The 24775-nt window shown below is 46.7% G+C and carries 17 protein-coding genes; 12 read left to right on the forward strand and 5 right to left on the reverse strand.

Annotated elements, in window-relative coordinates:
* Positions 1–122 precede the first annotated feature (122 nt).
* The 4 genes from L0660_RS12410 to L0660_RS12425 all read right to left on the reverse strand — a co-directional run bounded on the left by L0660_RS12410 (position 123) and on the right by L0660_RS12425 (position 4801).
* A complete protein-coding gene (locus tag L0660_RS12410; RefSeq protein ID WP_235159759.1) occupies positions 123–1646 on the reverse strand; it encodes a DUF1501 domain-containing protein in 1524 nt (507 codons plus the stop codon).
* A gap of 14 nt (positions 1647–1660) precedes the next feature.
* Positions 1661–3289 (reverse strand): DUF1800 family protein, encoded by a 1629-nt coding sequence (locus tag L0660_RS12415; protein ID WP_235159760.1) that lies wholly within the window; start codon positions 3287–3289, stop codon positions 1661–1663.
* A 148-nt stretch (positions 3290–3437) separates the two neighbouring features.
* On the reverse strand, positions 3438–4286 hold the full coding sequence (locus L0660_RS12420) for a polysaccharide lyase (RefSeq protein WP_235159761.1): 849 nt from the start codon (positions 4284–4286) through the stop codon (positions 3438–3440).
* 35 nt (positions 4287–4321) lie between these two features.
* Positions 4322–4801, reverse strand: coding sequence for a glycosyltransferase (locus tag L0660_RS12425; protein WP_255712318.1), 480 nt, complete (start codon positions 4799–4801; stop codon positions 4322–4324).
* A gap of 711 nt (positions 4802–5512) precedes the next feature.
* Between L0660_RS12425 and L0660_RS12430 the strand changes: the two genes are divergently transcribed.
* From L0660_RS12430 to L0660_RS12450, 5 genes are all read left to right on the forward strand, one after another.
* Positions 5513–6436 (forward strand): hypothetical protein, encoded by a 924-nt coding sequence (locus tag L0660_RS12430; RefSeq protein ID WP_235159763.1) that lies wholly within the window; start codon positions 5513–5515, stop codon positions 6434–6436.
* A 72-nt stretch (positions 6437–6508) separates the two neighbouring features.
* Positions 6509–7876, forward strand: a complete 1368-nt coding sequence (locus tag L0660_RS12435) for an exopolysaccharide biosynthesis polyprenyl glycosylphosphotransferase (RefSeq protein ID WP_235159764.1) — start codon at positions 6509–6511, stop codon at positions 7874–7876.
* Between the two features lie 63 nt (positions 7877–7939).
* Positions 7940–9016: an acyltransferase gene (locus tag L0660_RS12440; RefSeq protein WP_235159765.1), complete on the forward strand. Its 1077-nt coding sequence runs from the start codon at positions 7940–7942 to the stop codon at positions 9014–9016.
* A gap of 60 nt (positions 9017–9076) precedes the next feature.
* A complete protein-coding gene (locus L0660_RS12445) occupies positions 9077–9535 on the forward strand; it encodes a nuclear transport factor 2 family protein (RefSeq protein WP_235159766.1) in 459 nt (152 codons plus the stop codon).
* Between the two features lie 104 nt (positions 9536–9639).
* Positions 9640–10668: an LLM class flavin-dependent oxidoreductase gene (locus tag L0660_RS12450; RefSeq protein ID WP_235159767.1), complete on the forward strand. Its 1029-nt coding sequence runs from the start codon at positions 9640–9642 to the stop codon at positions 10666–10668.
* Positions 10669–10686: 18 nt separating this feature from the next.
* Here L0660_RS12450 and L0660_RS12455 read toward each other — a convergent pair whose 3' ends face one another.
* Positions 10687–13053, reverse strand: coding sequence for a GH92 family glycosyl hydrolase (locus L0660_RS12455; RefSeq protein WP_235159768.1), 2367 nt, complete (start codon positions 13051–13053; stop codon positions 10687–10689).
* 198 nt (positions 13054–13251) lie between these two features.
* On the opposite strand from L0660_RS12455, the gene L0660_RS12460 reads away from it, so the two are divergent.
* The 7 genes from L0660_RS12460 (at position 13252) to L0660_RS12490 (ending at position 24718) form a co-directional block, all read left to right on the forward strand.
* Positions 13252–14463 (forward strand): DUF4185 domain-containing protein, encoded by a 1212-nt coding sequence (locus L0660_RS12460; protein ID WP_235159769.1) that lies wholly within the window; start codon positions 13252–13254, stop codon positions 14461–14463.
* 2 nt (positions 14464–14465) lie between these two features.
* Positions 14466–15836, forward strand: coding sequence for a sugar porter family MFS transporter (locus L0660_RS12465; protein WP_235159770.1), 1371 nt, complete (start codon positions 14466–14468; stop codon positions 15834–15836).
* A gap of 43 nt (positions 15837–15879) precedes the next feature.
* Positions 15880–16839, forward strand: coding sequence for an ROK family protein (locus L0660_RS12470; RefSeq protein ID WP_235159771.1), 960 nt, complete (start codon positions 15880–15882; stop codon positions 16837–16839).
* A complete protein-coding gene (locus tag L0660_RS12475; protein WP_235159772.1) occupies positions 16820–18571 on the forward strand; it encodes a class I mannose-6-phosphate isomerase in 1752 nt (583 codons plus the stop codon). Before L0660_RS12470 ends, L0660_RS12475 begins: the two co-directional genes overlap by 20 nt.
* Before the next feature lie 67 nt (positions 18572–18638).
* A complete protein-coding gene (locus tag L0660_RS12480) occupies positions 18639–19370 on the forward strand; it encodes a GntR family transcriptional regulator (protein ID WP_233796779.1) in 732 nt (243 codons plus the stop codon).
* Between the two features lie 315 nt (positions 19371–19685).
* Entirely contained in the window at positions 19686–22838 is a 3153-nt protein-coding gene (locus L0660_RS12485; protein WP_235159773.1) for a TonB-dependent receptor, read from the forward strand.
* Positions 22839–22852: 14 nt separating this feature from the next.
* Positions 22853–24718, forward strand: a complete 1866-nt coding sequence (locus L0660_RS12490) for a RagB/SusD family nutrient uptake outer membrane protein (RefSeq protein ID WP_235159774.1) — start codon at positions 22853–22855, stop codon at positions 24716–24718.
* Positions 24719–24775: the final 57 nt, after the last annotated feature.

The raw sequence follows: 24775 nt of genomic DNA on the forward strand, positions 1-24775 counted from the left end.
GTTCCTGGCTGGAATTTGCCAAAGAGCTAATTCGCCAGGAACATTTGAATAGTTCAAAATTATATTGAAGCGCTGATATTTTTATTAATTGCAGAACCTATATTGCTATACGTAAAAGCTTATTATTTGCTGGTCGAGACGGTGTAGTTACCTGCAAATTCCAGTTCACCGCCCGAGCTCACAAACACTTCCTTAACAGCGGCGTCTGCTTGCACTTTTACGGTGTGTCCTCCATTGATCTGAACGGAATCCTTTAAGCCGGGAGGCCTTCCGGTAGACCAAATGGAACGGTCTTGCCAGTTTCCTGAGCCGATCGTTTGGACCAAGTCGGAAAATAGGGATGTGGTTTTAAAGTTTTTAAACAAAAGTTGGTCTGATTTGGACTGCTGGGTGCCAAACCAGTCGGTGAGAAGGTCGTTATATACTCTGCGGAAATCAATTTGCATCTTTAAGTCTTGATTATTAAGACCAGTTTCGCTGGGAGGAACAAGATCCTTTATCAGGTCCGGATTTGTACCAACCTGCTGCCTTTTCAAACCGGTTCCAAACAAAAACATCGGTGCTGCAATCCCATGATCGGTTCCTTTGGACGCATTCGAGCTGGCCCGTCTGCCAAAATCCGAGAAAGTCATTCCCATCACCCGGTCTTCCAAATTCGACATTTGAAGATCTTTCTGAAAAGCGCTGATTGCACTCGATAGATTTTTCAGTAACACCGCATGAGTCCCCTCTGTTGTACTTGAATTGGTCACCTGGGCAGCATGTGTATCAAAGCCGCCCATCTCAACATAGTATATTTTTGTTTTCAGCCCGCCTTGAATCAGCCTTGCCACGATTTTCAGCTGCTGTGCCAGTTCATTCTCGCCCTCCGGGTAAACAGCCATATTCTTTCCTAAACTGGCCGCTTTTCTTATCTCAGAGCTATATTCGATTGCTAAAACCTGCTGCTGTCTTATTGCTTTTATCAGGTCTCCCGAGTCGCAGCAGGGAAGATCTGTTGCGGGCATAAAGCTTTCCTGGCCCACGAGCTGGTAAAATTCATCAGGACTCACCAGTGAAATGCCCATCGACTGTTTGTTACCCAGCAGGCTCGTGGATCCTACGTAGCCGATTTGAATAGCCAACGGATCTTCCATTTCACTGCTTGGGTACTGCTCAGGATATCCGGGAAACCTGTTGTCAAGATACCTGCCGGCCCATCCGCTCGTAGCATATTGATCCGAATCTACGCCCGTCATCCAAATGTCTGATGATCGTACGTGTGAGAAGGTCGGGTTAGGGTAGGATACGGAATGAACAATGGCCAGCTTTCCTTCCGCGTGCAGTTGCTGCAAACCGGTCATTGCCGGATGAAGGCCCGTTTCAGGGCTACCAGCCAATGGTAGTACACTTTTTTCGGGGATTGCGATGTTGCTTCGCAAGTTGTTGTATGCAGAATAATATTCCAGCGGAATCACAGTATTGAGCCCGTCATTGCCACCATTGAGGTAAACCATCACCAATATACGGTCCGAATAGGCCGCGCCGGCCTGTGCAAGGGATTGAACCAACGCTGAATTTTGTGTGAAAGCTCTCAGACCGAAGCCATTCAGCGTTACAGGGACAGCCATAGTTGCCGCTGCGGCTATAAAATCTCTTCTGTTCATGTTATTAGCAGTTATTAAAAAACCTGGAACTCAGCCATGCCGACCATATACTTCATCAAAACTTGCAGCCGCCAGTAAAAATTGGCTTTTGTAGATTCGGATGGATTTCGCCGGTAGGCATTAAATTCATAGGTCCATGAGCTTCGCGTAGAAGTTTGCATCATGATTTTATCAATCAAAAAATCCTTTTGCGACTGAAAAAGCTCGTTAGCAAACAGGTTTTTCGAAAATTCCTCGAATACTTGTTCACAGGTGATACAAGGAGTGCCCTCAACATCCGAAAAGTTCGGTTGTAAAGAAACGACCCAGGCCAGAAAGTCTATACCGTATGTGTGACCCTGATGATATTGATAAGGATATATAAAGGTTTCACCCATTTTGCGCCGCATTCCAATGGTAGAAGCATTAATCCAGTTCATGGAATACCCGGTCTGATAGTAAGGCAAGGAGCCAAAGACTAATGGCTGATCCAGAAAATTCAATTGCATGTCAACCATGCGCCAGTAAGTCGGCTGGGTATAGTTACGAAATGCCGCATATTCCTTTACGGGGTGAGGAACCTTGTGTTTGAAAAGCCTGAGTGAGCCAATAGCGAGCTCAGCGGGTGATTTTACAATGGCACCTACGTTGGAACGATCAAAGAATATTTCGCTCGTCAGCAACTTTTGAAGTACAGGCCCGATTGCAAAATTGTTTTCAGGGCTGGCAAAAAACGCCGCCAGCGGAACGATTACATTGTTTTCTATCTGATCTGTCACGTTTGTATTTACATACCAACGGTACAATTTCCGGCAAATAAATTTGGGTGCCTCCGGATGCGACAAAAGCATTTCCACCAGTTCGTTTATTTCCTGATCGCCGGCGTCGGGCCCTGAGCGCCCGGTTATCACCTTGTTGTTATAATGATGGGAAAACTTTTTGTCTGAGGAATCGTGTCTGCTGCTATTAAATACCGTACCGATTGTAGTAGAGCCATTAACATACTGATTCAGAGCCTGCCATCCGGTCAAAACGCGCGCTGCTTGCTTTACGTCTTCTTCTGTATAGTTGGCCTGGTCGGCTTTATTGCGCTGGCCAACTGTGAATAGCTCCTGCAATTCCCTGCCGTAGTTCTCGTTAGGGTGGTTTTTCTCATTCTCGTTTCCGTTCTGGTATACGAGCATGGAAGGGTCTTTGGTTATTTCGATTGTCAGCGTTTTAAAGCTTCCTAGTCCTTTACTGCGAAGCAACATCAGATATCGGTATATATACCGGTAATCTTCGACGACCTTATGTGTAGTTACAAAATGATTTTGCCAAAATGCGGTCAGCTTTTCGAGAACCGATGGCGCTCCATTCTGTTCTGCCATCAGGCCGATCCACCAATACTTCAGGAAATAAGAATATTCGAACCTGCGCTGGTAATCAAAGGGCTTCTCCATGAATGTCTGCCCGGCAATGCTGCTGTACTCATCCATCACTACGGGCGGAGGAGGAGTAGCTGTCACGGACACATTGTCGAAAAGTTTCTGAACTGCATCCTGTGCAGTCAGACCTGTAAATTGAATGATTTCATCAGGAGTCGGTCCGAAGGTAGCCCTTCTTAATAAATGGGCTACTTGTCGGGATGTTAGAGGGGTTTGGTATTTGTCCAGATAGGGCATAAAAGCTCAGATTGCTTAGAGATTTGTCATAGCGTTAAGTTTATACAATGTTATCTTAATGCGCCTAGTTAACATTTTATAAGCATACCGCAAACAATTCTACATACTATTTCTGGTTTTTTGCCGAACTGGTTAGCATTACATGAAATTAGCGGCTTTGGATAGCAACTTTTTCGTATCCTGAGCTCTCATTGCCCACTTTAACCTCATCTATAAACATGATCCTTGAATTTGTGACCGTCTTGCTTTTCCGCTCCCATCCCCATTTGTATAAACCAATTTTAAAATAGGGATACATTGCGTCATTATAAGCATTTGGCTCATTGATTCGCTGTAAAACAAGCTTTCCGTTTTTCCAAACTTCGATAACGCCTGTGTTGTCATACGACCAGCGGATGTGAAAAACCCAGTCCAGCCACTGCTCTTTGTCTAGTCTTCCCAGGTTCAACCGGTTGAAGGTATAGTCCCCCTGGTGATTCACTTCCTTACTGTCAGACCTGACTTCCAGCACAATGCTATCATTTAAAACGCCAAGAAGCAGGGGAGGGCTTCTCCATTTTTCACCCTTGGAAAAGTCAGGCAACGCCTGCCACTGAACGATACTTTCTTCTATGGTATCTTTTACAAAACTTCGGGGAAAATAGACGGAGAATGCATACCACTCCTCCCGGTTTTTATTAGGTGAAAGGCCAAATTCTGACCAGGGCGCGCCTTGGGACAGGTCACCCTTTCTGAGCTCGATCCTGGCCGAGCGCAAGCCATTCCGTTTGATAGAGTCGGTCAGGGTCGCTGACCAGTCGCAGCAGGTGTTTCTTTCAGCCCATTCACCGATTGTCTCGTTGAAATTATAACTGGCCAGTATGTTGTCAGCTGGTTGCTGAGGGCCGGTCACCTCTTGTGGTTTGTCAATATTCATGGGTTCACAGCTGCTTAGCAACACATGCAAACCCGCAACCAGGAGCATCATAACCCAAGCTGGGATAGATTTAGCTGACATATAGTGCGCGTATTTTGAGGAGTTTATCAGCTGACTCACATTGTCAGGTATGTCTGCAAAGATGTAATCAGCTCATTAGAAGCATATTTTCCAACATTGTGCAGTGGCGTCAGGTCTACCATTGCAGCGGAGATCTTGGATTTTAAAGTTGTGAAATCATAAGCTGCGTGCAGGTAATTGAGGCTTTCCAGCCGTTTTGCTGTGGCTAACTGGTGGTCATTGCGATGCTCACCAAACTTGGCAAGTTTTGGAAAGATAACGATGGGTTTTTTTCTCTCAAAGGCGGAGATGATAGTACCCATGCCTGCATGACTTACAATCAAGTGCGCATTATTAAAATACATTTCCATTTCCAGGGAGCTCGTAAATTCGAAGCTGTGCATATTCCTGACTTTATACTTGCTCGCACCAACCTGGGCAACAATAGGGATGTCTGGCATAGAAAGCGCAAGTTCATCCATTGTCGTGATTAATCGATCAAAGGGGCCTTGGGTTCCGACGGTAACAAAAATCATGAGATAGAGGATTAAAAAGTTGACACAGGTTTCAGGTGTCGGTCTTGTCTCTGCAAGTTTAGCGCTTCAAAGTCCATCTCTGTAACTTTTTGGGGTAATCGTATCGATTATTAGGGTATAGTCCACACTTATTTGGGGGCAGTATTTTCAGGAATTTTCGTGATGAAAATAGCAAATAAACTATTTCTACAATTGGTCGTACAACTAAAAAGATGTGATGCTTGGCGCGGGTATAAATATAAATCTAGTTGGTATAAAACTAAATATTTATTTGCTGTATAAATACTTGAAATAATGATTTCTTTTTATGAAAATCAACTTGGTACTATATATATAATAACACATTGGTTAACCGAATAATGTTTTTGAAATATATATTAATTTAAATAGTGTTTAACCTATAAAAATTCTCAGATCAGGCCAGAAGACAATTTATTAAAATATATAACTATGTTGAGAAAATATATTATCTAAATATAATATGCATTTGAATTTACATTTTGTTAAGTAATGTGTCAATTGTATGCGCCTGGTTATATATATAGGTGTTAATAATTAACTAACCCCCGAGGTATTTAATATCACCCCACAATTAATTGATTTGACCCCAAAAAGAACTGGCTAAAATATCTGTCTTGTAGTTTTGAATCGTCAAATCGGTCTTGTCAACACATTTGTACTTTAAGCCTGAATTTAATTTAACGTAATTGAATGAACAAGAAATTGTTTGACATTCCTATTTTGTTAATCACATTTAACAGACCGGAAACAACTTGCCTGGTTTTTGAACAAATCAGGAAATTAGAACCCACTCATTTATATTTATTTTCTGACGCACCCCGATCAGGTAATACCGAGGATATTGATTTGGTGGAAACTTGTCGATGTCTTCTCAATGATTCTCAAATTGATTGGACTTGTCATGTGGAAAGATGGTTCCCGGAAACCAACATGGGTTGTGCACTCGGTGTGTCTTCTGCAATTTCATGGGCATTTGAATCCAGCGAGCGACTGATTATTTTAGAAGATGATTTTTTTCCGCAGGCCGATTTTTTCAGCTTTTGTAAATCAATGTTGGAAACCTACCGCGATAATGATCGGATCATGCATATTTCCGGAGCGCATAAAAGTGAAAAGGTCGAGGCGAATGATGCTGATCATATGTTCAGCCATATAGCGGAAACCGGCGGTTGGGCTACATGGAAACATGCCTGGAAAAAGTACGATTTTTGGATGGAACAACTCTCGGATATGAAGAGTCAGAAGCTTATTCAGCGGCTCGTCAGAGACAAGCACATTTCCAACTACTGGCACGAGCGCTTTGACCGGGTTTTTGAAGATGGCAAAAAGCAAAATTGGGAAGTCCAATGGCAATATACGCTTTTCAAGAACTATGGTCTGGCCGTAGTTCCCACTACGCATCTGGTCAAAGATATCAGCGGTATGCTAACGTTTAGCGCTCGCCATGGATCGGATGTAGAGCCTTCCTCTGATTACCCGGATGGAAAGCTGTGTTCCGCTGCCAAAGGTTTGGCGCAGAACACATTGAGCCAGGGACAAGCTTCTCTTGCCGCAAGACTCCTGTACAAGTTTTCCGTAATGCTGGGTATAGCTCAAAAAGAGAGCCGTATTTAGCCGCTTTTAGATGAAGTATGCCTGATAATCAATACTACTACTCCCGCCTCTTTTTAAAATCCTCCAAATGTTATGAAAACATACTCTGCTCAACGCCGTTCATTGTTCTACTTATGGACTGATATCCTTTTATTGAATTGCGCTTACATGATCGCCTCCGGTATCAACTGGTATGGTGCCAGATCTTTTGACGACCAGAATTATTCGGGTCTGCTCGTGATCAGTAATTTGTTATGGATTGTGTGTGTAAATCTGTTTGAGAATTATACACCCTCATTCCATTCGCAAAATAATCTGGGACGCTTCTGGCGACTGTTGCTGACCAGCACGGTACATTTAGTTTGCATGGAGCTTTTTATTTATCTGAGCGGAAATCCAACCCAGATAAGTGAGAACTGGATCTTTGCCGGATACCAGGTCTTTACAATTCTCGTATTTATCGTACACTTTACCATCACTGCTGCGCTATGGCTGCTTAAAAAGTCCCGGGTCATGGTGAAGCGGTACGTTATCGTGGGAGACGAGGATCTGAATGATCTGATAAAGCCTTTCTACGAGAACCATTATCAGTTTGGACACGCGTATTGCGGCTCATTCCAGTTTGATAGCGAACACACGCAACTGGAAAAACTGGAAGATTTTATAGAAACCCGTAAACCTGATTTTGTCTATTGTGCATTGGCTGAGATGAATGCAGATCAAGTTAAAGGTGTGATCAGGCTGGCCGAAAGAAAAAATACGCACCTTCGCCTCGTGCCGGACTATCCGAAATTCCTTTCCGGAAAGCTTCACTCGGGAAGACTTGAAGATTTCCCAATCATCGATGTCAAGACCAAAGCACATACGGGCTCAGACGAGCAATTTACCAAGCGTGCCTTCGATCTGCTGTTCTCTTCCATTGTAATGGTCCTGGGTTTTCCTATATTCTTACTGGTCATGGTTGCTGTGAAGGTTTCTTCCAAGGGCAGCATCTTCTTCTTGCAGGAGCGTACAGGAAGGTGGGGTGAAAAGTTTAAAATTATCAAGTTCCGCACCATGTATAGCGATGCACACACCTACGGACTTCAGCATTCCCTGGGTGCATTGGACCCTCGGATCACAGTGGTAGGCAGATTCCTCCGCCGCACACGGTTAGACGAACTTCCGCAGTTTCTCAATGTGCTCAAAGGCGATATGTCAGTTGTCGGGCCAAGGCCACTTCACAAATATGACGTTGACATGTTAATGGGTGAGGCCAGTCATTCATTTCAGAAGGTCTTGACAATCAGGCCCGGCATTACATCGATCGGGCAGATAAAGGTCGGCTACGCAAGTAACATGTCAGAGAATTTGCTGAGGCTCAAATATGATATGCTCTATCTGAATTCATACAGCCTCACAACGGATATCTATCTGATTTTCCTGACGATCCAGGTAATCCTGCTGGGCAAAGGCAGGTAAATATGTTTTCCTTATTACCGAAGCCCATAGTCAATACAAATTTTTTTACTAGTCCCTACTCTAATGGAAAAGTCTTTCCGAATCAATAATTTCGATCTTATCCGGATCTTCGCTGCTATTCAAGTGTTGATATTCCATACATTTGATCACCTGCATATCCCTACGCCTGACTGGGCGGCCCCATTATTATACTTTCCGGGCGTACCCATATTTTATACCATCAGCGGTTATCTGATCTCAGCTTCCTTTGAGCGCAGCAGCGATCTCAGGCACTATTTTCGCAACCGATTTTTAAGGATCTTCCCCGGGCTCTGGGCATGTTTAATCATAACGATCGGCGTGGCCAGCTTCTTTGGTTTTGATTTTTTTAATAAGGCAGCCTTAATTTGGCTCCTGGGCCAAATGGGTGGAATAATTTATACACCGGATTTTCTGTCTGATTTTGGCTTTGGCTCATACAATGGTAGTCTGTGGACGATTTGTGTAGAGATGCAGTTCTATTTTGTTCTTCCTGTTGTTTACTTTCTCGGCCGGAGGACAAAGCGTTTGAACTTCCTCATCGTTGGTTCGTTTCTTCTGTTTTTTGCTTTCGCCTTCATTGCCAAAATTTATTTCCCCGGCATTGGCACCAGCAGTGAGGTCCGCCTCGAAAAGTTGCTGAGATACACGTACTTTCCCCATTTTTACCTTTTTCTGGCCGGTGTGGTAATGCAGCGCTTTCAGATATACAAATCCAGGTGGATCTATGGAAAAGGGATTTACTGGGTTGCAGGCTTCATTCTCATTAAAATTCTATTTCCAGCCCTTAGTTCTCCCGTGCTTTCCATTTTCTCATTGCTTTACCTGTCAGTATGCACCATTTCAGTAGCTTATTCCGGTGTCGGATTGTCTAAGAGGCTGCTCCAAGGCAATGATATCAGTTATGGCGTTTATATTTATCACGGCCTTATTCTCAATATTCTTGTTTCATTAGGCATGACGGGCAACATAAATTATCTGTGGATTGTGATTTTTGGCGCATGTTTGCTGGGATATCTTTCCTGGATTTTAGTTGAAAAGCCATTTTTGTTAAAAAAAGGAGCTTCGCACGCAAATCCTGTTGCTGCTAAACTTACTGATGTTGCTGTGAGTAGAAGCTAGGAATTTTTGATATATTTTGGCTCTTATTTGTTCTTAACGACTACGAGCCACCACAAACCAATGAAAACCCTCCCCATTTTAGTTGCAAGCCTGTTAATATTTGCATCCTGCCAGTCCAAGAAAACGGATCAGGATAGCCCGGTAGTAGCCAATTCTGACAATGAAAAGCTTCTCAAAGAATACTTTGAGAAGTTCAATCAGCACAATTGGAAAGAGATGGCAGCCATGTATTCCGATACGGCAGAATTTAAAGATCCATCGCTGGGGCAGGGTATTGTCAAACAGTCCCACGAGCAGATCATTAAGAAGTATGGCGAGTTGCAGCAAATGATCCCGGATGTTCGCGACAGTGTTGTTAACATGTATCCTTCCGGCGATGAGCACATGATCGTCGAGTTCATCTCGACGGGCACCGCACCTGACAAGTCAAAATTTACAATGCCCATCTGCACCATTTTTACGATAGTAGACGGCAAGATTACACAGGATTTTACCTACTACGACAATTTTACTGAGTAGGAAAAAGCTTGCCTGTTTATTTGCGCAATGATCGCTAAGAGGGAACTCTGTGGCCAGCTAAATGTTTTTTACTAACAGTATTATTATTGTTAGTAAAAACAGATATGGCAGACAAACTTATTGAAGATATACCTTTTTCCATTCTTGATCTTGCACCGATCACCGAAGGGAATAATGCATCGGTAACATTTAAAAACAGCCTCCGGCTCGCACAGCGTGTCGAAGAGCTGGGCTATAACCGGTACTGGCTTGCCGAGCATCATAATATGGAAAGTGTTGCCAGCTCGGCAACTTCGGTTTTGATCGGCTACATTGCCGGTGGCACAAAGAAAATCCGTGTAGGCAGCGGAGGCATTATGTTGCCCAATCACGCCCCGCTGGTTGTGGCCGAGCAGTTTGGCACGCTTGCCTCGCTTTACCCGGGGCGTATAGATCTGGGACTCGGACGCGCGCCCGGAACCGACCAGGTTACTGCCCGCGCGCTCAGACGCAACTACATGGAATCTGCTCAGGATTTTCCCGATGATGTGATCGCATTGCAGAACTATTTTTCGCCGGACAATAAAAACGCCAAAGTGCGCGCTATTCCCGGTGAAGGAGCAGACATACCCATCTGGATACTGGGCTCGAGTACCGACAGTGCGCAGCTGGCTGCCCACCTGGGATTACCCTATGCATTCGCGAGCCACTTTGCACCGACCCATTTCCTGACTGCTATTGAGCTTTACCGCCGCAATTTCAGGCCCTCTAAATATCTTACCCAGCCATATGTGATGGCATGCGTAAATGTGATTGCAGCAGACACCAATCAGGAAGCAGAGCGGATTGCTACCTCTTTCTTTCAGCTGGCTACGGGCATTATTACAGGCAAACGCCGGCCTTTGCAACCACCCGTGGAAAGCATGGACGGACTTTGGGGCGACTACGAAGAAGCGGCCGTCAGACAAATGATGAAATACACTTTTATCGGTGATCAGAAGAAGATTAGTGCTGACCTGGCTTATTTCCAGCGGCATACGCAGCTTGACGAGCTAATGGTTACCAGCCACATCTATGATCCTGATGCGCGCATCCACAGCTATGAAATCCTGAAAGGCGTTCAGAATCAGGTATTAGCAGCGCATTCAGCATGATGATAACTGCCGGGTAGTCTACTGTTCTGATGGAGGCGGCGTCTTTGTTCCCCATTGCTCGTTGGGCTTATCGCCCATGACAAAGCTTAGGGTGCCGCCTTTCATCAGCTCATCACGATACAGCCAGCAGTTATCCAGAGCAGCTCCGTTGAATCTTGCCGATTGGACATATACATGATCCTTGCCGTTATTTTTTGTTTCAATCACAAGGGTTTTACCATTACCCAAAGTAACGGTAACCTTATCAAATAGGGGACTGCCCAGTTCTATCACCGGCCTTTGATCTGTAAAGCCTTTTACATCAAAGAGTCCCAGTGCATTCATTACATACCAGGATCCGAGCTGGCCCTGGTCCTCATCCTGTCCGTAACCATAGCCATGTATGGGCTCGGTTCCGTAAAATTCACGCCCGATGGCCCGGGTCCATTTCTGGGTCAACCACGGTCTTCCTGAGAAATTAAATAACCAGCTGGTATGCAGATTTGGCTGGTTTCCGTGGTTATAAATGGAATTAACACCGGCAAATGCGTCAATGGTTTTACCGCCGCCAAAGCCGAGCTTTTCAGAAACGGTGAAGATGCTGTCTAGCCTGCTATTGAAGTTGTCTTTACCAATGGCATCGATGAGGCCGGCCGGGTTATGCGGGACGTAGAATGTATATTGTACCGAGTTTCCTTCCTGAAAGCCGCGCCACGGCTGGTAAGGATCAAACTTTGCTATAAAAGTGCCATCTATCTTCTTGGGCTGCATCAGCTTGTTTTGCGGGTTGAAAATATGCCGCCAGCCGTTTGATAGTTTAATGAGCTGACTATAATCCTGGGTCTTACCCAATGCCTTGGCCATCTGCGCGGCGGCAAATGCGCTGAAACTGTATTCCAGAGTATGTGATCCTGAAAAGTTAGACCTGGTGGAATCGGTGATAAAATCCTGTCCTGTCCGCTCTAAAAAAGGCACGTAGCCATACGCTGCAAAGGCTTTGGTATCCAGCTTACCAGCGCCGACGGGCCGATTTTTATAATTTAGCTCGTTTGCCTTGATCGCATTATAGGCAAATTCCACATCGTAATTGCGGATACCTGCATTGTAGGCGCCTGCGATGGCCAGCCCCACAAAGTTGGTTCCTACGCCTGATACAAATTCACTGTTGGCAATGCCATCACCAAACCAGCCCTTATCCTTGAAAATTTGCAAATGTGTATTGACAAAACTGCCATACCACTCGGGGTAGGACAGGGCCCACAGCTGGGTAATGTTCCAAAAGGCGCCCCATATAGCATCTGTGTTGATGAATTCGTAGGGCAGGTTCTTACTGTTTTGTACCGGAAGTTGCCCCGTCTTTCCACCGTGCATGGGGTAGGCGCCGTTGACATCGCTGGCAATGCCCCTTCCCAGTAAGGCGTGATAAAGACCGGTGTAAAATTTGATTTTGTTTTGCTCATCGCCGTCTTCAACTGCAATTTTGCCCAACTGCTGCTGCCAGACGGTCTGGGCTTGCGCTTTGGCCTTCTCAAAAGACAAGCCCTGTGCCTCAGCAAGAAAATTTTGTTTTGCGTTCTGAATAGAGGTGTAAGACAGGCCGGTTTTAACTTCAATGATTTCCTTATCTTTTGTCTGATAGTGAAGTGCCAGGCCCGCACCCTTGCCTGCCGAACTACGCTGGTTTGCCATTATCTTATCAGTAGTGAAAGCTGTAACTGAGGCTGGCTTTTTGCTGAGCTCACCATAAAAGAACATGGCGATTTTTCCCTTAGGATCATATATCTTCACATATTTGGGATAGGTGATCACGTAGCCTTCAAAGTGCGTATCATCAAGCATTTTAATGCGGGCATCTGTTACAATGTCGCTTTCGCCCTGCTTGTTTCCAATATCAAGGATAATGTTAGATTGCTTGTGTTCTGGGAATGTATAGCGCTGGAAACCAACCCTTTTGGTGGCCGTAAGCTCAGCGGTAATCTTATAATCCTCCAATAAAACCTTGTAGTAACCGGGCTGGGCCACCTGGCTTTTTCGGTCAAAGCCGGAACGATAACCTGTATGGGCAGAATCCAGATCACCCGGCTTGGTTTTAAGCGGTCCGGTTGCCGGCATATAGCTTACACCGCCTACCTGCCACTCATGAAAATGAACAAAACCTTCTATCGAATTTTGGCGCGTATCATAGCCAACGGCTTCCCATCCCGATGGATTGCCATAATGCCCGTTTGTAGAGGGAGCAAGCTTAGCCATGCCGTAAGGAACCGCAGCTGGTGTATAAAAAAACCAGCGGCTATGTGCAGTACCAATGTTTGGATCGACATATTTAAGAAAACTTTGCGCCTTAGCATGATGATATGCTGATAAGAACAACAGCCAGGCAATAACAACACGGATTTTGGCTTTCATAAAGGTAGATTAGTAATCGCTTTTGGATCTTGTTTATAAACTTATGATCTTTTGTTTGTATTTTTCAATGTGTCAACATGCTGATCACAGATTCAGGCAAAATTTACCTAAACTATTTTTGTTTCACCATAATTTCTATACATTTAAATGTTCATACATACGAACATATTGTTTAGCGCTGACATTTATCGCAAACGAATGAAACTGCAACCCTTCTTTATTTATAGCATGCTGACTCTGCTGACGGCACTATCTTCCTGTGGCGGACAAAAGGTGCAGGATGAGGTCCATATCAATGAAAAGGAATTTACAGCAGAAGCTGATTCGGAGTGGACCAACATGTTCCTTAGAAAATCAGGATGGTTCGGCGGTGACGGGATATTTGCTATTCCGCTGTCGGGCCGCGATAGTGAGAAAAATGACAGTCTGCTGTTTCTGTTCAGTGATACAATGGTGGGAGAAATTCAGGGAGATTCCCTGCAGCCGGGCTTTGTCATGGTCAATAACTCTGTGTCGCTTTTGAAGGGTAAAACGGCTGATTCCTCCAAGATGGCATTCAAAATAGCCAGCCAAAACGGAACCTATAAAGCCATTTTCAGCCCTAAATCAAACAAGCCGGAAAAAGACACCTACTTTTGGCTGGGCGACGGGTTTGTTAATCCCGATGCAGGTAAAGACCTTTTTATTTTTGCTTATCAAATCACCAATACGCACGATAAATCGCCTTTTCCTTTCAAGGAAACGGGTAATGTATTGATCCGCGTGCCAGCCGGAAGTCCTTTTCCTTATGCCGACCAGCAGCAAAAACCGCTTCCATTCAATGACTACAAAGGTGAAGGGGAGACCATATCTTTTGGAGCAGGCATTTTTAATAACAGTGCGTCTGCGGGAGAGGCCGAGCCGGATGGTTTTGCATATGTTTATGGGATAAAAGGCAAAAGTAAGCAGCTCGTCTCTGCCCGGGTTAAGCCCGAACGGATCGATTCCTTCGGCGAATGGGAGTTTTGGAATGGCCGGGGCTGGTCAAAGGATGTCAAGTCCGTGAAAGCATTGAGCGATTCGGTCTCCAATGAGATGAGCGTAAGCCGGCTGGCCAAAGGCAAATACGCATTGGTTTATCAGCTGGGCAGTATTTTTCCCCAGATTTGCATGCAGCTCGGCCCCACGCCCGTAGGCCCGTTCGGTCCCAGGATTGTGCTTTATAAAACCACAAATGATATCCAGGACCCGGATTTGTTTACTTATAATGCCAAAGCGCACCCGGCATTGTCAGCGCCGGGTGAGCTGCTGATTTCCTATAATGTAAATAGTTTTAAATTTTTTGAGATCATCACAAAAAAACCTAACCTGTATCGCCCGCGGTTTGTAAGGGTTAAGTTCAGCCAACAATCTTCCCAACCAAACCACTGAGTATGATAAGCGAAGAGACCGATACATTACCAGCTAAAAACCGGCTGCCCTACATCATGCTCATTACCAGCGTTGCTGCATTCGGAGGCTTTCTTTTTGGCTACGATACGGCCGTGATCGCCGGGACGATTGGTTACCTGCAAGTCAAGTTTAATTTGTCTCCGCTGATGGTGGGCTGGGCTGCCAGCAGTGCCATATGGGGTTGTGTGCTGGGAGCCATGTCGGCGGGTTATCTCAGCGACCGCTACGGCCGCAAGGCCGTTCTGATTGCAACAGCAGTTCTTTTTGCGCTGCCCGCCTACGGCTCAGCGGTTGTCAATGATCTGACGAGCTTCATTATCATGCGGCTGCTTGGGGGCATTGGGGTAGGGGCAGCTTCCATGCTGTGCCCGATGTACATTTCAGAGATTGCCCCTTCGCGCCTGCGGGGCCGCCTGGTGACGCTCTACCAGCTTGCCATCGTGCTGGGAATTAACATTATATATGTTATTAATCTGAAAATAAGCCAGGCGGGTGATCAGGCCTGGAACATTGAATACGGCTGGCGGTATATGCTGGGCTCGGAGGTGATTCCGGCCGTAGTGTTCTTTATATTATTGTTCTTTGTGCCCGAAAGTCCGCGGTGGCTGGCAGCACAGGCCAAAGATGAAGCCGCTAAGAAGATCCTCGAAAAGATCAACGGTAAAGCCGTTGCCCAGCAGATATTCACAGAGATCTCCGAAAGTCTGCGCGACGAAAAAGGCAGGCTAAGCGATTTATTGGACCCAAAGCTTCGTAAGCCACTTTTGATCGGTATTGTGCTGGCGCTTTTCTCACAGATTACCGGCATCAATGCAGTCATTTATTATGCACCCGAAATATTCAAAAGCATTGGTTTTGGCGCCGAATCGGCTTTTACACAGACCATCATTATCGGCGTAGTCAACATGCTTTTTACATTGGTGGCCATCTGGCTTATCGATCGGGCCGGCAGGCGAAGTCTTCTGATCTGGGGTGTGGCCGGCATGATCATCTGCCTTTTTGCCACAGGAATCTGCTTTTATTTCCATTTCGACAAAGGCCCTTGGGTGCTACTATTTATCCTGGGCTACATTGCCAGTTTTGCCGTATCGCTGGGGCCCATTCCCTGGGTGCTGATGTCTGAGATATTCCCCACCAAGATCAGGGGGATTGCTATGTCAGTGGCTACATTGATATTATGGATAGGTGTTGTGGCCATCACGCAGCTTACGCCCTATTTTTTGGGAACATTCGGCGGGGCGGTTACATTCTGGATTTTCATGGTGAATGCAGTCATTATCTGGATTTTTACAATTAAAAAAATCCCGGAAACCAAAAACAGGACCCTGGAAGAAATTGAAAGAAGCTGGTAGGGGATCAAAGAATAAACTGGGAAAGGCTATTGCAGAATCTGAAATGAAAGACATTTTTATAGGAGTTGATTTTGGCGGCACCCGCATTAAATTGGGGATTGTTTTTCAGGGGCAGATCATTGCCGATGCCAACATTGAAGCGGCCTCCGAGCTGAGCTTTGAGCAAAGGCTCGCCGGTATTGCTTTGGAGATGAAGCATTTGCTATCACAAGGTGCATACAGGCTGATAGGGATCGGTTTTGCCTTTCCCGGCATTGTCAATTTTTATACAGGCAGGATTTTATCCAAATATGTAAAATATCCGGGCGCTGAAAATGTAGATCTGCAAGCGTGGGCAAAAGTGAATTTTAGCGTTCCCATAGCCGTTGAAAATGATGCCAGGGCCGCACTCATTGGGGAATGGAAACATGGCGCTGGCATGATGAGCACCGATCTGGTGCTGGTAACGCTGGGAACCGGCGTAGGCACAGGCGCCCTGGTCAATGGCGCGCCGCTGCGGGGAAAGAACTTTATAGGCGGTAACCTGGGAGGGCATTCCACCATCAATTTTGAGGGCAGCATCTGCAACTGCGGCAATGTGGGCTGCGTGGAAAGTGAAAGCTCCACCTGGGCGCTGACCCGGATTGCAAAAGCATCTTCCGAATTTGCTTCAAGCAAACTGGCAGAGTTACAGACCATTGATTTTAAAAACTTGTTTGAGCTGGCAGCTCAGGGCGACGCGCTGGCCATAACATTGCAGGAGCGCTGCCTGAAAGTCTGGTCGTTATGCGTGATTAACCTGATCCATGCCTATGATCCCCAGAAAGTTATTTTTGGCGGGGGGATCATCAAAAGCAGTCACATTATTTTGCCCTATATCAAAGAAATGCTCGATAAGCACAGCTGGATTGGCTCTGGCGATGTGGATCTGGTTGTGGCTGCCCAGCCTGAGCATGCGGGGATATTGGGTGTATATGAATTATTGAAACAAAAAATTACTGATAATGCAATCGAATTACGATAAGTATCCATACGTAGAAATTAGTGAATCCTCGGAGCTGTGTTTTGCTGGCTGGCAGCATATTTTCGATGAAATAATGCGGCTCGCTGAGCTGAAAGGCCAAAGCAAAACCGTGATCTGCATGGACGTGTATCATGGCGTGGACGCAGCAGAAATGCTGGATGCCATAAAGGCGCATCTGCCAGCAGCCACAGTTATCCAAACAAATGCTTGCCTGAAAGATGCAGCTCAGATCCAGCAAATGGTGTTTCCGTATGTAACCGATGATGCTATTTTTGGCAGAATCAATAATCTGCAAATCCATGACTTTTTTGATGGGCCCAAGCTGGAAAAACAAAAAGACCAGATTCGAGATTTAGCCTCAGGCACAGTGGTGGTTTTCGGAGAAGGAGCGGCGCTGTTTGCCGATGCCGACATTTTAATTTACGCAGACCTGGCGCGCTGGGAAATCCAGAAGAGAATGAAGCGCGGACAGGTAGGCAATTTTGGCGTCAATAATCTTGATGAGAGCTTTGCAGCAAAATACAAACAGGGTTATTTTCTGGACTGGCGGGTTTTTGACAGGCATAAGCTCTCCTTTTTTGATCAGATAGACTTTTTCATGGATGCCAACATTGCCGGCGAGCCCAAAATGCTGGGCGCTGAGACATACCGCAGCGGCTTGGACCAGGCCGTCGGGCGGCCCTTCCGGGTCGTGCCTTTCTTTGATCCAGGCCCGTGGGGTGGACAATGGCTGAAAGAAGTGGCCGATCTGGACCGTGATGAAATTAACTATGCCTGGGGTTTTGACTGCGTTCCCGAAGAGAACAGTCTGCTTTTTAAGATTGGTGAGCATTTTTTCGAGCTTCCCTCGATCAACCTGGTTCTCACCCGGCCGCAGCAGCTGCTTGGGCAGGCAGTCTACAACGAGTTTGGAGCCGAATTTCCGATCCGCTTCGATTTTCTGGACACCATGCAGGGCGGTAATCTGAGCTTGCAGGTGCATCCCACGCGGGCATATATCCAGGAGCATTTCGGCATGAGCTATACCCAGGATGAGAGTTATTATTTCCTGGAAGCAGACCAGGATGCCTGCGTATATCTGGGAACACGTAATAATGTAGATGCGGCGACCATGATTGCCGACCTGGAAAAAGCCCAGAAAGAATTAACTGATTTTGATACAGAGAAATATGTCAACAAACTGCCTGTAAAAAAGCACGACCACATTCTGATTCCTGCGGGGACTATCCACTGCTCTGGCAAAAATGCTGTGGTGCTGGAAATTTCGGCCACACCCTACATTTTTACTTTCAAATTGTGGGATTGGGGCCGGTTGGGCATGGATGGCAAGCCGCGGCCCATCAACATTGAGCACGGCAAAAATGTGATCGATTACAGCAGGGATGAGGATTGGGTAAGGCAGCATTTGGTGAATAACGTTACCAGCATTTCGCTCAATGGTCATCTCAAAGAGGAATCGACCGGCCTGCATGAATCGCAGTTCATTGAGACCCGCAGGCATTGGTTTGATTCGAAAGTAACGCACTATACCCACGGAACACTGAATGTGGTCAATCTGGTGGAAGGCAGCCAGGTGCTTGTGGAAAGTCCGGATAATCTGTTTGAGCCTTACGTGATCCATTATGCTGAAACCTTTATAGTGCCGGCTAGTGTGGCAGTTTACACCATTACGCCAGCGGGCAATGCGGCAGGGACCAAATGCGCCACGCTGAAAGCATACGTGAGAACTTAGCGGGTCTGGTTGCTTGAAAGGCATCTGAATTCGCTATTTTTGTGATTCTCTACTCAATTTGTCGACCATGAAATTTAGCATAGATCATAAAAGCCCGGTTCCATTACATATTCAGGCAGAAAACCTGCTGCGGACGATGATCAATGATCCCGAGCATTTAAATGGTAAATTCCTTCCCAACGAGGTGGAGCTGGCCAAGCAGTTGGCTATATCCAGGTCTACGCTGCGTCAGGCGCTCAATAAATTGGTGTACGAGGGATTACTGATCAGAAAAAAAGGAATTGGCACCAAAGTAGCAGAGCCGGTAATAAGCTCAAAATCAAAGAACTGGCTGAGCTTTACCCAGGAAATGAATGCCAGGGGGATCAATGTCAAAAATTTTGAGCTGCATGTTACCTGGGTTACGCCTGATGAGAAAACAGCCAACTTTTTTGACATAGATCCCTCCAAAAAGATCCTGAAACTCGAACGGCTCAGGGGTAAAGTGGAAGGGCCCTTTGTTTACTTCATTTCCTATTTCCATCCCCGGGTGGGCCTGACTGGGGAGGAAGATTTCAAGCGGCCGCTTTACGACATTCTAGAAAAAGACCATTTGGTTGTCGCCACGCTTTCCAAGGAAGAAGTTGGCGCCATTGCTGCCGATAAATTTATTGCCGCAAAGCTGGAAGTGGAGGTAGGAAGCCCGATTTTGTTTAGAAAACGTTTTGTCTTTGATCAGGGCGACAGGCCCATTGAATACAACCTGGGCTATTACCGCGCCGACAGTTTTGTCTACACCGTCGAAAGCGTACGGGAATAATATAGCATTCAAATATAATCATGCTGCGTTTACAGCTAAGCGTTAGGCTACGGTCTGCGATGGATGCGCCTATATAGGTATCTCGCCTAAGTGTAGTAGCAGCTTTCGCGTCTATCTTCCTATCAACCTTCCTTTCCCATTTCTGTATAAAATGTCATTATTTCTTTAAAATATATTAGGAGTCCTTGTTTTTCAAAAATATGTTTATATGTTTGTACATATGTAAAATGTATTGAGATAGAGTGCTTTGCGTACTGATTAAATCCTAAATCCTCACTTCGTGGGAAAAAAGCCATTTAACCACTAACTGCTTTTATGAAACCAAAACTACTTGCAAAAAACGGGCGGAGATCGTTGAGCACCTGTCTGGGCTTGGCACTGGGAATCTTTCTGGCCTCTGCCGTGCAGGCCGCTATCCCCCTGCACAAGGCCTCTGGCTCCATTAAAGATGTCAAAGGGGCCCGCACCGCGGCAGAACAGACCATTACCGGAATGGTTACGGACGAAAACAATGCGGGCATACCAGGCGTAAACGTGCTGGAAAAAGGAACTACCAATGGTGTGGTTTCGGATGCCAATGGAAAGTATTCGATACAGGTGAAAGGCGCTGGCAGCGTGCTGGTATTTTCCTACATTGGCTACATTACCAAAGAGTTAACGGCAGGATCGCAGGCCGCTTTGGACATTCAAATGGAGGTTTCCTCCCAGGAGCTGAGCGATGTAGTGGTGGTGGGTTACGGAACCCAGAAAAGATCCGAGCTCACCAATGCAGTCGTGCAAACAACGGGTGCGGAGATCAAAAAATCCAGCGCAGCATCCCTATCCAACTCGCTGGCCGGAAGGATGGCAGGCGTGTATGTGACCCAAAGGAGCGCTGCCCCGGGTTTTGACGATGCCCAGATCCTGGTCAGGGGCGCCAGTACTTACCGCAACACCTCCGCCCTGATTGTAATCGACGGCGTTGCCAATGCAGATCCCGATGGTTTAAACAGGCTTGATCCCAATGATATAGAGTCAATTTCGGTGCTCAAAGATGCTTCGGCGGCAATATATGGGGCGCAGTCGGCGGGCGGCGTGATCCTGGTTACCACCAAGAGAGGCGTGACGGGCAAGCCCGCGTTTGATTTTTCCACAACGCAGTCCTGGCAGTCGCCGACTATGAAGGTCCAATCAGCCGATGCATTCCAGTATATGCAGGCCCTCAATGACCGCAGGGCCCTGGAAGGGACACCGGCCGACTTTCCTGACGCGTTGGTAGAATCATTCCGGAACGGAACAAGAAGGCCTGAGGACTGGTGGAAGGCATTGATCGGCCCGCCCGTCAGGCAGACCAGATACTCGCTGACTATGCGCGGAGGAACGGATAAGGTGCGCTATTTTGTGTCTCTGGGTACGGCCAGCCAGGGGGGGATTCTTCGTGGCGACAACAAATCCAAGCTCAGACAATATAATGTAAGAAGCAATGTGGATGTGACCGTAACCAAAGACCTGGAAGTAGGCCTGGACCTGTCGATCCGTGAAAAAGCAACGCAAACGCCTCAGGGCGGCCCGGGCGGGGAAGTAGGCTCGCTGGCCACCACCAGCCCTTTGCAGGAAGCCTATATTGGAGGCGATTACCGTTATCCGGGAGAAGGATGGTCGCATCTGAACCCCGCCGCCCGCCTGCTGAGCCCGGGTTACCGCAAATACAAAACCGATGTAGCCAGCGGAACAGTCCGCTTCAAGTACAATATGTCCTTTCTGGAAGGATTCAGTATCGATGGCTATTTGTCTGTTGTCAAAACCGTGGGATACGATAAGCAGTTTAATTACATCTGGCCTTATTTTGAAAAAGATCCGGATGGCAACATTGTAGAAAAGCAGTCCAGATCCGTAGAGGACATCGGCTTGCGCGAAGATTTCAGACAAAGCCTGCGCACCACCGGAAATGTGAAGCTCAATTATAACAGGACGTTTGCACAGGATCACAAACTCTCAGCTTTCGTGGCTTATGAGCAGATGACTTATGATGATAACACTTTCTTTGCCCAGCGTCTGGGTTACGATTCCCCGCTGATCGATCAGCTATTTGCCGGCACTACCAACCGCCTGAACTGGAACAATGATGGTTCTGCCACAGAGTCGGCCCGCCAGAATTTTTTCGGACGGTTAAGCTATGATTTTAAGCAAAAATATCTGTTCGGCTTCAGCGCCCGCTACGACGGTTCGCCTATCTTTCCAAAGGACAAACGTTTTGGGTTTTTCCCGCAGGTTTCAGCAGGCTGGGTGATCAGCAACGAGGCGTTTATTCCAAAAAATGTGCTTAGCACTTTGAAATTAAGGGCTTCCTGGGGAAAGCTGGGTAACGACCGGGTGGATCCGTTCCAATACATTGCCGCTTACGGGTATACCGACGGATGGGTTGTCAACGGCGTAGACGCGCGCGGTATCGCCGTGCAATCCACGCCTAACCCCAACATTACCTGGGAAGTGAGCGAGAAAACGGACATTGGTCTGGAAGCAGCTTTCCTTAATAACCGCCTGACCTTCGAGCTGGATCTTTTCCAGAACAAAACTTCAAACATTCTGGGAAAAAGACAGGCCTCGATTCCGAGTTACACCGGGCTGCTTCTGCCCGATGAAAACATTGGTAAAATGAACAGCCAGGGCATCGAGCTTCAGGCAGGTTACCGGCACAATTTCTCAGATCTGACCGTGCGGGTCAACGGAAACTTTTCTTATAACAAAAACAAGATCATTTACTTCGACGAAACGCCCCAGGCAGAAGAGTATCAAAAGCTGGAAGGTGAGCCTTTCGGATCCAGGCTGGTATACAAATCCGTCGGCATATACCGCACCCAGCAGGACCTGGATAACAATGTTAATTATCCCGGAGCATCATTGGGCGGTTTGATTTTCGCCGATCTGAATGGGGACAAGATCATCGACAGCAATGACCAGTATATGTTCAACTCGACCTATAATACGGACGCAAATAATGTCACCACTGTTTTTCCAAGTACGCAGTATGGACTGAGCATTGGGATGAATTACAAGAATTTTGACCTGGCCATGCTTTTGCAAGGACAAAGCGGTGCAAAGTTCCGTCTGAGCAATGGATTCAACTCGGGCGCTGGTGGTAATGGTTTGGAGTACGTGGCGCTCAACAGCTACACATTATCCAATGTAAACGCGGAACTTCCGATGATCTCGCCGACAGGCTTTGCAGGCTCAGACAGCGACTTTTATTACCGCACTGCCACGTGGATGCGTATGAAGAACGTTCAGCTGGGCTACACGCTTCCCAAAAGCCTGCTTTCAAAAGTCCGGATCGCAGCATTCAGGGTGTACGTTTCGGGCGACAACATCTTTATGGTATTTAATTCCCTTAAAAAATACGGTAATGGTGATCCCGAATTCCTGAGCGGGAACGGCAGCGCTTATCCCAACATGAAAACGCTGAGCTTCGGAGTTAATCTTACCTTTTAATCTGAGAACGACCTATGAAATATTTCATCAAAAATAGATTGGTAAAAAGGGCGCTGAGTATCTCATTTATCGGCATCATTGCCACGGCAACCTCCTGTAATGTTCTGGACAAAAAGCCGCTTGATGCCATATCCGACGAAGCGGTTTTCAATGATGCCGTGTTTTTGCAAAACTATGTTTACAACATTTATAATGGCATCAAGCCGCCCTGGGCGCCGGGTACCGGAGGCTTTGACGCCCTGACCGACATTGCTGTCAATCAGCCCGAAACCCACGAGCGCTCAGCCGGTATCCGCAATTATCTGGAAGGCAACCTGACGGCTGACAATGTCAATGATCTGCTTTCAGTTGCCAAGGAACAGCCCGTGCCTATCCCGCTCTGGGACTACGAGTATGGCTTCATCCGGAAGGCGAATGTGTTTTTTGAAAATATAGAAAGCTCTGCCATCGCCGAAGACAAGCTGGGTCCCATGAGAGGAGAAGTGCATTTTCTGCGTGCCTGGATGTATTTTGAGCTCATGCGCACATTTGGCGGTGTGCCCATTGTTACAAACAGCTTTCAGCTAAATTCGGAAACCTTTGATGTGCCCAGAAACAGCTTTGAGGAATGCGCCCAGTTTATACTCAGTGAAACGGATCTTGCCATAGGTTTTCTGGATGGCCTGCCGGTAAATACAGGGAAAATCAGCAAGGCCGCAGCACTGGCCTTCAAGGCCCGGGTGCTGCTATATCTGGCCAGTCCGCTGAATAACCCAACCAAAGACCTGGCCAAATGGAAGGCCGCCGAGGCTGCCACCAAAGCCGTCCTCGATCTGGGTTTTACCTTGCACCCGCAGTATGCCGAGCTTTTCAAGAAACCATTGAAAACCGACGAGACGATCTTTGGCAAATCATTTACGCCCGCAACCAGAATACCAGGCTGGGGTTACAATTATGATTACTGGCCCAGCGGCTTTGACGCCCAGCAGCGGCTTGTTCCGACCCAGAATTTTGTCAATATGTTCCAGCTCAAAAATGGTGAATATCCCTATCTGGCAGACGGCGTGACCGTGAATCCAGCCTCCGGGTATGATCCTCAAAAGCCCGAGAAAAACCGCGACCCGCGTTTCTATGATGCCGTCATTTATCCGGGAGCAGGTCCGCTTAACATTATCGACGGATCAAAAAGCACGGTGCGCACTTATGAATATTGGGAAGATGCCAATCCCAACCCCGACAATGCAGCTCCCTACATTAACCCCAATAAGGTGGATCCCAAAAATGGCCAGAACCTTTTTGACTTTGGCAGGGATTCGAAAACCTATTGGGTGAAAGGCCTTACTCCCTTCCACTGGCGCGTGCAGACAGGTTATACATTCAAAAAAACGGATGACTTCGCAGGGCCGCGCGCAAGCTACGATAATGATTACAACCAGGTCATCGTATTTATGCGCTTAACCGAGTTTTATCTGAACTATGCCGAAATACAAATTGCTTTGGGAAATGAGGCCATGGCCAGAGCGTACATCAACAAGGTTCGCAAAAGATCCTCTGTGAACATGCCCGATATCAAAAGCACGGGAGCAGCACTTGTCAGGGATTACCGCAACGAAAGGGCCATCGAGCTGCATCTGGAAGATTCGCGCTTTTTTGATCTGATGCGCTGGAAGGCGGCGCCCGGACATGTGGACATAGCCGTACGCGGACTGACCAAAGTAACCATGGACTGGACAGGGGCCAAGCCCGGTGATGCCCTCGGAAAGCTTACCTACACGTATGGCATCATTCCCGAAGCTGAGGTGAGAAAACCATGGAAAGGGGATCATTACTATCTGTTTCCGATCCCCAACACCGAGATCAGAAAAAGCAACGGGGCGCTTAAACAAAACCCTGGTTACTGATCATCTAGCTTTTAGTTAGGTTAGATAAATCCTTTCACGTACTTTATCAATGGCCGG

Source organism: Dyadobacter sp. CY351 (assembly GCF_021502625.1).
Classification (GTDB): domain Bacteria; phylum Bacteroidota; class Bacteroidia; order Cytophagales; family Spirosomataceae; genus Dyadobacter; species Dyadobacter chenhuakuii.